Genomic DNA, 8,540 nt, shown 5'->3' with positions numbered 1-8,540 from the left:
TGAGAGCATTTCACAGCCTAGCGTATCAACTTATCACATGGACGGTGTTCAGTGGACTAGTGGTATGTTCTTTGGCGCTAAGAATGCCAATCTTGTATCTGACCCAAATGGTGCAGGTACAAATAACATCTATTCATGGAATCTTGGTAGTGTAGTTGATGCATCTGCTATGTTTAGCGCTGGCGATGCTGATGGCGTTATCGATTTAGATAAGCCTTTAGGAAACATGGATCCAGGTCTTGCAGATATCACAGAATACGGTGATGTTATTACCGGTACTGTTGATATGACAAATTGGGGCATGGATAACGTTAAGATGATGGGCTATATGTTCTCCCGTAACGGAGAGAACTTCAAGGGTATCAAGTTTGGTGCTTCTTACCCAGAGCTTATCGATGCTTCATGCCTTGCTCTTAGATGCGACTTTATCTCAAATATTGAGATGGGTAGCTCTATGCCAGCTCTTAAGAACTCTACTGCTATGTTCAGAGGAGCAGGTTCAAAGGCGGCTATTTCATCCGCAGATATAAGCGGATGGTCAGCTCCTGTTCTTGAGCATGCAGACGTTATGTTTGCATCATCAGGATTTAGCACAATCGACACAACAGGTATCTCAGCACTTGATACAGTTGTAAGTGCCGCAGGTATGTTCAAGGATTGTAAGAACCTTTCAAGCCTTGGAAGTGATGCTATGGGCACAGTTAAGTTTGGAGCCCTTGAAGATGCCAGATTCATGTTTGATGGTGATTCTGCTTTAACTAAGGTAGATACATCAGCTTGGGATCTTTCAAAGGCAACAGATATCTCATTTATGTTCTCTGACTGCTCTGCTCTTGTAAGCGGAGTAGACGTTAAGAACTGGGGTATCTCATCTGCTCTTACAAATGCTGAGAGTTTTGCACGTAATACTAAGGTCTCTATGTTTGACCTTTCTGGTTGGGATACTAGATACGTAAAGAACTTTGCTTTTGCTTTTGCTGATAATGATAAGCTCGCGCTTGTTAACATGATGTCTGATTCAAAGTCATTATTTACAGTTGAGACTATCATGGGTATGTTCGCTAATGATACAGGACTTGGAAATGTATCAGCTTTTGCGCAGGGCAATAACCTTAAGGATGCTAGAGGCGTGTTTGCAAATGATACTGCTCTTGTATCTGCAGGCGTATCAAACCTTGTTCAGTCAAATTGTAAGAATACATCTTATTTCTTTAAGAACTGTGCTTCTCTTACAAATGCTGATCTTTCAGGTTGGGATACATTAAACCTTGTTTATGCACAGGGACTTTTTGATGGATGTAATGCTTTAAATACAGTGAGTGTTGGTAAGAAGTTTACAGCTACAAACCTTCAGGATGCTGGAACAATGTTCCGTAACAACTATAAACTTCCATCTTCACAGCTTAAGAAGGTGCTTTCAAACTTTGGTAGCTCATCAAATCTTGAGAGTGCTTATGAGATGGTAAGGAACTGCTATTCACTTACTGAACTTGACCTTTCAGCTATGGATCTTTCTAATGCAACAGACCTTAGAAGAATCGCCGCAATGGATGTAAACGAGAATTATCCATCTGTAAAGCTCACTACTATTAAGCTTCCTGAGTCTATCCTTACTGCAACAGGTGTTGTTCTTAAGGATACAGACGGCAGCTCTATCAACATGTTTTGGGTTGAAGGGGCTGAGGATAGCGCGGCAGACGATGTTCTTACTACGCTTTTCATTGATGGTACTCCAAGCGCAAATATCTTAGCTTACGCTTTTGGTGGTGCAAACGGTGATAACGATAACCGTAGTTTTGTTGAGATCAAGTCTAAGACTATAAACGGCAATGCTGCTGGAACTTATTCTCTTAAGGATGATAGTGATAAGGCTGTTATGCTTGTTGATGCTGTTTCTAAGCTCTATACGGGCGGTACTACTGAAGCAAGCGCAAGCATAGCTCCACTTGCTTATTCTTGGGCCAAGGATGGTTCAGACATAGCAAATGCTACAGCAAAGACATATACAACACAGAAAGCAGGCACTTATGTTGTTAGTGCTTTCCCAGAAATGCTCACAGGTCCTAAAGGTGCAAAGACAGCATCATTTGTTATCGGAGCAGATGTTACGGGTATAGCTGCTGAGTATAGTGGTGATCCTGTGACAGTAGGTCAGAAGTATTCAAAAGAAGATGTTGTTGTTTCAATCGTTGATGCGGAGGGTAAAAAGATGCCTCTTACTGCTGATGATTGGGAGGCTGATTCATACGATGTGACTAAGAAAGGTGATAATACATTCACAGTTACATACAAGAACGGCGAAGAGACAATGACTGCTAAGCTTACTGTTCCAGGCATAAGACACGTTGGACTTATCGAGGCTACTTATTCAGGACCTTCTGTACTTGTTGGAAATGAGTATGACACTAGTTATGTAACAGTAATGGCTTATTACACAGATGATAGCGATAAGAAAGAGGGCTTCGAGGTTGAAGCATCAAAGTTCTCAACAAAGAAAGTAACAGCAGCAGGAGATAACACTATTACTGCTTATTACATCGATAAGACTCAGGATGATAAGGAGTTTTCTGCTCCATTTGTTGTAAATGGATATAAGACAGTTAAATCCATTGCTGCAAATTATACAGGTGGACAGATCCTTGTTGGCAACAAGTACAACGTTGACGACGTGACTGTTACTCTTTATTACGCTGATGGTACAAACGGTACTACAAGCAATTTTGAGGTTAATTCTCAGACAGTGACAGCAGAGGGTGGTAATTCATTCACTGCTACATACAGAGATCCTTATGGAAATACTTATACTGCTGGATTCTCTGTTCCTGGTTACATAGATGGAGCGGCTACTCCTACAGATTCAGCTTCATCAGTTTCAACTGCAAGCACAGTTGTTGCTCCTACTCCAGATGCTTCTGCAAGTACTGTAAGAAGAGGAACTAGCTCAGGTGATGTTCAGACTGGTAGGACAGGAAAGATTGTATTTTACATGATCGCTATTGCTTGCCTTGTGACATTTATTGTTGTTGCAACTAAAGCAAAGGGCGAACTTAAAGCTAATGGTAAGAGAGGAAAAAGAAACAGATAATGGCAACAAATGACTACTATAAGCCAACAAAGCCTACAGTCGCAAAGACTCAGAGGCAGATTATGAAGGAAAAGGAACTGAATAGAAAACTTTTACTACTTAATAGCCTCATTGTTGGCTCAGTAGTCTTGCTTGTCTTTGCAGTAGTAGGTTTTTTAAAGCAAAAACTTATTGCTACAGCTGCGGAGTCAACTTATGAAATAGTTGCAGACAGCGCTGTTAAGGTTGTTGATGGCGAGAGGACGGTTGATTTTAGCATAGTTAAGTCTGAGGGTAGTACTTCTACTAGCTGGCTTTATCTTCCTGACACCGCCATCGATTATCCTCTTGTTCAAGGTAACGATAATGACGTTTATCTTGGCATGGATGCGTATGGAAATAAGTCCGACGCAGGAGCTATATTTATAAATTTTGCTAATTCATCTGATATGTCAGATGTTAAGACCATTATCTTTGGTCACAACATGGCAAACGGTTCCATGTTTACAGACCTTCACAAGTATTCTGATAAGAAGTGGGGTGATCTCCACCAGAACGCTTATATCTACATGGATAGTGGTGAGATCAAACATTACAGACTTTTATATTACATTTTTACACAGCCTTCTGATGATGATGTCTACGTCGTTTCTAAGATGGATGTAGGTGAGGAAGAGGCTGCAAAGCTTAAGGATGCATCAAGCATCGTTTACAACGAATATTCAGGCGGAAACATGATCTGCCTTTCAACGTGCACAATGCACAAATATAGAACAGTGGTTGTTTTTGAGTATGTGGATGGCAACGGCCCTATTAGAGGGATCACGGAAGAAGCAAGCACAGAAACATCTAAGTAACTAGCAGGGCAGCAGCCTTGTTTAATATATTTCTTTCAAGGGATAAAAGACTATGAGTAAAGTGGTAATCGCAACAAGTGATATTACTAATCCTGTTAAGTGGGATAAGTTTAAATCTAGTATGACAAATTGCTTTTTAGCATATAGAAGCGAAAGACTTAGCTTTAAATCAGCTGACGATATCATATTCATCAACAAAGCTTCACAGCTCGAAGCACTTGATACTTCTGTTGTTGATGTTCTTATCATTGCTGAAGAAGTTGATGGCATGAGGGTTGGTGTTGGTAGGCTTAATAAGTGGAAAAAGGCCAATGAGTCTCTTGTACTTATCATGTTGATGGGGGCTGATAAGAAGTCCTCAGGTAAGCTTAATGCTCTTTACAACCTTGGCTACTATGACTTCTTATACAAGACAGATTTTAATTGGACTAAGACCAAGACTATTCTTGATGATAGTAGGCTTTCTGATGAGGCGTATGAGTATTATGGTATCGCTTCATTTGTTCCAGCTAAAGACAAGGGAGCTGCTCTTGATAATGGTAGTGTCAGCAAAGTTTCAGCAAAGGTTAAAAACAAGAAAGAAGCTGTTAACTCTGTTGCAGGACTTGGACAGAAAGACGCAAGCGGAAATAAAAAAGAGAAGTTTACAGATGATTTTTCTTTAGAGCAGGCTAAGTCTGGCGACACTAAGGATTCTGCAGAGGGAAAGGCTTCTTCAAAAAAGAAAAAGAAGAACGAGGACTCAAATGTAACTGAGCAGAAGGCAGCAGGTGTTAATGAGCCTTCAAAGAAAAAGAAGGCTAAGAAAAATGCTGAGCCTAAGGCAGAAGAGAAAGAGACATTAGGTAGCGACGATGCTGCAATTTCAATCGTAGAGGATATTGTGTCTGAGAAAGAGCTTGAGGCAGCGCGTATTGATGAGTCTGATGTTTTGCCAGTGGAAGGTGTGGCTGTAGAGACAGATAAGACAGAAAAGCAGGATTCTGAGACCCTTGTTAAGGATGATGAGGAATATGACGAGATCGATACAATGCCTTTCCTTGTTGAGACAATGGACGAGGATCACCTTGATGATATTGATTGGTTAAGCGCTAAGGATGGAGATGTTAGTGCTTTTGTCAGCAAGATGGAAGAGAAGGCTTTTAATCCTATTGTTATAACAAAGGAACTTACAGAGGAAGAGGAGATTTTAGAGGATATCCTCAGATACTATACAAAGACTGACCCTGTTCCATTATCAAACCTTGAGAGTGGTCTTTTAGAGAGAAGTCAGTTTGAACAGGACCTTTTGAAGAAGATTAATGAGTATTCTGGTCTTTCCGAGGATTCTGTGCAGTATATTTTTGAGAGTTTCATCATGTTTATGTGGAACTACGATATACTTACACCTTTTATCGAGGATCCAGCGGTATCTGATATTGCACTTGTTGATTATAACAACATTCAGATCAAGAGATATGGTAAGAGATATTTCTCACGTATCATTTTTAGATCACACGACCACTTTAAGGCGGTTATCAACCATATTGTTAAGATGAATCATGTGGATCTTTCTGATAAAAAGCCAGATAAGACATTCATGGATACAAAGACTTCTGAGGCTGCTCGTATGAGATTTGTATATTCTCAGGAATATATCAACGCAAATGGTGAGCCTTCACTTGTTATCAGAAAGGTGCCAAATGAGAAGTATACTCTCAGCAAACTTGTTGAGCGTAAGATGATGTCTGCCCAGACAGCCGCTTATCTTGTTGATAAGGTTCGCAGAGGTGCTTCAATCATCTTTACTGGAACAATGGCATCAGGTAAGTCAACTTGTATCAATACTATGATTGACTTCATCAGACATGACAAGAGAGGTCTTGTTGTTCAGGAAAATGATGAGTTGTTTTCAAAGACTCACCCGTTGTTTACTTTCCAGAACATCAGACCATCTGAGGACGGACAGTACACATATGACCTGTCTTACCTTACTACTTTCGGACTTTTGATGGATATCGATTACTTAATTAATGGTGAGATCAAGCAGAAAGAAGCTATTCAGTATGTAGATGCAGTTTCAAGAAACATTATATGTTGGACTTCTATCCACTCTACATCTGCAAGAGCTGGTATTGAGCAGGTAGCTACGTTAGGAGCATCAGATAATAGACCAAAGGAAGAAGCTCTTAAGGTTCTGTGCGAGCAGACCGACCTGGTCGTTTATATAGATAAGTTTGTTATTAAGGAGATCGCTGAGATTGAGGGCTATGACGAAGAGACACATAAAATTAAGTTCAAGCCTGTAGAGATCAAGATCCCTAAAAAGGTAACAAACACAACAAAGTATAAGGCTTTAGTTAAGAATTAAATCTTTCTAAAAAATGAGTGGTATGACTTTTGATGGTGCGTACATTTATTAAATAAAAATAATCTTTTATAAAACAGTATTTTAAATAATATGTTTATTTTTGGGTTTTTTTAGGTATTGCGTAGCATTGAGACTATTCCTTTGTGAACGGCTTTATGATAATCTTCAATATAGTTTTTTAGTATTATATTGATAAACCGGATTGGATTATCGTCATAAGTCGTTTGCAGTGGAGAAACTCTACTCATCTGACTTATGGCGATTTTTTTATCCGAGGCTCTGCCTTAGATAGTGGTTGATTTTAGCACTCCTTACATTTCAACCTTTCGGACAGCAAACAATATTCAAACCAGATAGCTATTCGATTTATAGAACCATGTTACAACATTGAATTTTCATTAGAAGATTTTTCGCTGAGCATCAACCATTATCTAAGACAGGGCCTTATTCAAGAAAAAGCGGAGGAAAAATTTGAAATGGGTAATTTTATCGAGAACTTAAAGGATAGGTTCGAAGAATTTAAGAACAATCCTGAAAACAAGAAGAAGTTCATCGCAGCTGCAACTGTTGTTGGTGCTTTAGCGCTTATCTTAGTTGTATGTCTTGCAAGTGGACTTAAATCAATCAGTTTAAAGCAGGGCGGTGCATCTGCTGGTGATCTTATTGAGGGTAATTCTCCTAATGTTGAGAGAAATGCCGCTGGCGGTATTATCCTTGATATCGATTGGGATAACATTATAGGTTATGACCTAGATGGAAATCCTGTTTATGGTACTAATGGAATGGTATCTGCTGTTGGCGGATATGACATGCTTGGTGCTCCAATCCTCGTAGATGATATGAACGTTATTGGTAATGCTGAGGATGGGCTTCCAATTTACGACTATTCTGCAATTGAGCAGGCTAGACTTCGTGGACTTAATGACATTACAAACACAGATATTGATTGGAACACTGTTGTAGGCTATGACAAGGATGGAAACCCTATCTTTGGTACTTTTGGAGCTGACCCTAACATCTTAGGCTATGATGCTGCTGGAAATCCTATTTACAAGGGTAGTGTTACTGTTACTGGAAGAACTGATTCTGGTATGCCTATTTATGGCTACAGCACAAGAGAAACAGTAAAAGCAGGTGGCAAATCTGCTCAGGATCGTATCCGTAATGGTATGAATGGTGCTGATGGTAAGGATGGTGCCGATGCTTCAGCTACCGCTTCTAATGGTAGCGACGGAATGAACGGTACTAACGGTAAGAACGGCACAGTTACACAGGTTATTAACAATACAAGTGGTAAGGATGGTGCTAATGGTTCTTCTAAAAATGGTACTAACGGAACTAACGGTACAAATGCTAGTGCTAACGGCACAAATGGTACAAATGGAACTAACGGTACTGATGCCGATGTAAGCAAGGTTCAGGCTGAGGTTGATGCCCTTAAGGAGCAGGTAAACAACGGCTCACTCAATGGTAAAGACGGACAGGACGGTAGAGACGGCGAGAAGGGTGATCGCGGTAGCGAGGGCCAGCGTGGTGCTACAGGTGCGCAGGGTAGCGCAGGTCAGACAGGAAGTCAGGGTGCTACGGGTGCTACAGGTGCCCAGGGTGCTGCGGGTAAAGATGGTGTTACATATTACACATATATCCGCTATGCTTCCGAGGATCCATCTGTATATCCTAACGCAAAGTTGTCTGCGGAGCCTACTTCTGATACTAAGTGGATGGGTATTGCATCATCAGCTTCAACATCAGCGCCTTCAAAGGCATCTGCTTATACATGGTCTCAGTACAAAGACCTTAGTGTAACAGCTACAACTGATGCTGATGGCGTTACTACTCTTGTTATTCATTAAGGAGTGGTTAGATGGAATTAAAATTAAAACACGGCAGTGCTGCTAGAAGAGCCGCTATGATATCCTGTGTTGTTGCAGTTGGTATCGCTTTTGGCGGCATCGTGACTAGCGCAAATGCCACAAATACAAACACACAGGTAGCTGTTAGTTACTATACTGGAAAGCCTACCAATCCTAAAGCATCTTATGAGGATGCATATTCAGATGGTGATTCTGCTGTTGGCAAGGTTACTTATACTACAAAGAGCCTTGGCAGATTACAGTGGGGTGAGGCTGATTCAGAAGGTAAGTATGAAGTTTACTATGATGCTTCGGATGTTCATACTATGGCAGCAGATGTTAATGATGCTGAGGCTAAGTATCTTGAACTTTATCAGAAATATTCTGAGGCATATAAGTCTGTCATGGAATAATGA

Annotated in this window: 5 protein-coding genes; all 5 read left to right on the top strand. The window is 40.4% G+C overall.

Annotation, left to right across the window (positions count from 1 at the left end; all coding sequences use genetic code 11):
* The coding region (locus T541_RS0114525) for a BspA family leucine-rich repeat surface protein (protein ID WP_026653387.1) at nt 1-3,085 on the top strand (3,085 nt) is incomplete at its 5' end.
* Nucleotides 3,085-3,921 (top strand): class B sortase, encoded by an 837-nt coding sequence (locus T541_RS20845; protein ID WP_051538278.1) that lies wholly within the window; start codon nt 3,085-3,087, stop codon nt 3,919-3,921. The genes T541_RS0114525 and T541_RS20845, both read left to right, overlap by 1 nt.
* A gap of 52 nt (nt 3,922-3,973) precedes the next feature.
* Entirely contained in the window at nt 3,974-6,271 is a 2,298-nt protein-coding gene (locus tag T541_RS0114515; RefSeq protein ID WP_026653386.1) for an ATPase, T2SS/T4P/T4SS family, read from the top strand.
* 476 nt (nt 6,272-6,747) lie between these two features.
* Nucleotides 6,748-8,124 carry a collagen-like protein gene (locus tag T541_RS21685; protein ID WP_034467376.1) on the top strand — a complete coding sequence of 459 codons (1,377 nt, stop codon included), beginning with the start codon at nt 6,748-6,750 and terminating at the stop codon, nt 8,122-8,124.
* A gap of 11 nt (nt 8,125-8,135) precedes the next feature.
* Nucleotides 8,136-8,537: a hypothetical protein gene (locus T541_RS0114505; RefSeq protein WP_026653385.1), complete on the top strand. Its 402-nt coding sequence runs from the start codon at nt 8,136-8,138 to the stop codon at nt 8,535-8,537.
* Nucleotides 8,538-8,540: the final 3 nt, after the last annotated feature.

The organism is Butyrivibrio proteoclasticus P6B7 (genome assembly GCF_000622085.1).
GTDB classification, from domain to species: Bacteria; Bacillota; Clostridia; order Lachnospirales; family Lachnospiraceae; genus Butyrivibrio; species Butyrivibrio proteoclasticus_A.
This window is presented reverse-complemented; position numbering and strand designations above follow the sequence as displayed.

Excerpts from the sequence above, each read along its gene's own strand:
- T541_RS20845 (WP_051538278.1), top strand. The coding sequence starts at position 3,085 with ATGGCAACAAATGACTACTATAAGCCAACAAAGCCTACAGTCGCAAAG.
- T541_RS0114515 (WP_026653386.1), top strand. The coding sequence starts at position 3,974 with ATGAGTAAAGTGGTAATCGCAACAAGTGATATTACTAATCCTGTTAAG.
- T541_RS21685 (WP_034467376.1), top strand. The coding sequence starts at position 6,748 with ATGGGTAATTTTATCGAGAACTTAAAGGATAGGTTCGAAGAATTTAAG.
- T541_RS0114505 (WP_026653385.1), top strand. The coding sequence starts at position 8,136 with ATGGAATTAAAATTAAAACACGGCAGTGCTGCTAGAAGAGCCGCTATG.